Source organism: Ruegeria alba (assembly GCF_022321465.1).
GTDB lineage: Bacteria > Pseudomonadota > Alphaproteobacteria > Rhodobacterales > Rhodobacteraceae > Ruegeria_B > Ruegeria_B alba.
Genome location: NZ_JAKOEM010000066.1, coordinates 1 through 1,355, shown reverse-complemented (window position 1 = coordinate 1,355; position 1,355 = coordinate 1). Strand labels below are relative to the sequence as shown.

The 1,355-nt window shown below is 63.1% G+C and carries 2 protein-coding genes; both read right to left on the bottom strand.

Translation table 11 applies throughout. The annotated features are described in order from the left end of the window. Window positions 1–254: 254 nt before the first annotated feature. Entirely contained in the window at window positions 255–785 is a 531-nt protein-coding gene (locus MB818_RS21870; RefSeq protein ID WP_238906552.1) for a DUF3489 domain-containing protein, read from the bottom strand. A 91-nt stretch (window positions 786–876) separates the two neighbouring features. Next, window positions 877–1,146, bottom strand: a complete 270-nt coding sequence (locus tag MB818_RS21865; protein WP_238906550.1) for a hypothetical protein — start codon at window positions 1,144–1,146, stop codon at window positions 877–879. Window positions 1,147–1,355: the final 209 nt, after the last annotated feature.

Sequence of the window (1,355 nt, the reverse complement as noted above, 5' to 3'; positions counted from 1 at the left end):
TCGAGCCGTTTCTCCCTCTTCCGAAAGGCATACGCGCTTTCCACCAAAACCAGGTCGGCCTCCGAAGACGGACCTACGCAAATGACGTCGTCGCTCCCCAGGGGTGAAGAAAAAAGTGCCGGCGCTCGACCGGCCCGGCACTCAGTTGGGGGACGTAATCAACCTTACTTGGAAAACAGTCGAGGAACCACTCACAGTCTCCTCGAGTACTTACTATCAGGCGTCTTCGCCCCAGAAACCGGCGGCGGCAGACTTCATCCGACAGTGTGGTCCGAGCGCAACGAATACACCCGTCCGCGACCTTCGATCTTCTCGGAGGTGATGATCAGGCCAAGCCGTTTCTTCAACGCGCCGGACATCGCCCCGCGTGCGCTATGCGGTTGCCAGCCGGTAGCTGCGACGATCTCCTCAATGGTCGCGCCGCCCTCTGCTTGTAGCATCTCGATCAGGGTTTCCTGCTTGGTCCCTTTCCGGCGCTGGGTGGGAGGGGCCAGGGCTTCGCTCAGTGAGGTGTCAGTCTGGCCGTCCCTGATCCCGAGCGTGATGTAAGCCAGCGGTGTGGCCTGCAAAGTGATCGGCCCGCGCTCCGCGTCGTGCCGCCAGACGGTGTCGAGGTCGGTGGCTGCGACCTCCTCGATCAGGCCCTGCTTGAGGAGGCTCTTGCAAACATTGCCAACAGCGCCGCCCTTGAGGTTGGCTGTCACGGGAAAGATGGCGCCGTCATCGCGCGCGCAGGCGGTCGACAGGAGGACTGTCTGGGCTTGGGACAACTGGATCTGTGTCATGGCGGGTCTCCGGCATCGGGCGACACGGAATGCGCCGCCCTCTACCGGTCAAAGCCCGCCAACCGGCGGGCCGACCCGGGGAATTGGTTCATCACTCGGCGTGTTCGCCTTCGCCGAAGAGGAAGTCGGTGATCTGTCCGAGGTCGTCGGCCACGCTGGCGATGGAGCCGACGCTGCCCCAGTTGATGGCGTCCGGGTCGAAACCGAAGTGGTCGTCGCTGAGCGCCTGCAGGCGGGCGAGCATCGCGTCGATCTCGGCCTTCTTCGCGATGAAGGCAGCCAATGCCGCTTCCTTGTTCAGCCGGGCCTTCTCGGCGCGGAAATCGTGGCGGGGTGTTGTTTGCGGGTTCAGGCGGGTCATCGGGTTGGCTCCGTCGGGTGTGTCGTTGTCCTGTCATCAGCTTCGCTCTGGCGCGCAGACACATCCAGTATAATCGCAGCAATATCATGGCTTTGATCGGAGCGCGGGGATCATCTCATGTCGTCAGCGGCTCAACCCATCGGCGTGATCGCGCGGCTCCTCGATCTCTCCGAACGCCGGGTGCAGCAGTTGAGCCGGGAGGGCGTGAT

Bases quoted from the DNA above. Each gene is read 5' to 3' on its own strand.
- MB818_RS21870 (WP_238906552.1), bottom strand. From the start codon at position 785: ATGACACAGATCCAGTTGTCCCAAGCCCAGACAGTCCTCCTGTCGACC.
- MB818_RS21865 (WP_238906550.1), bottom strand. From the start codon at position 1,146: ATGACCCGCCTGAACCCGCAAACAACACCCCGCCACGATTTCCGCGCC.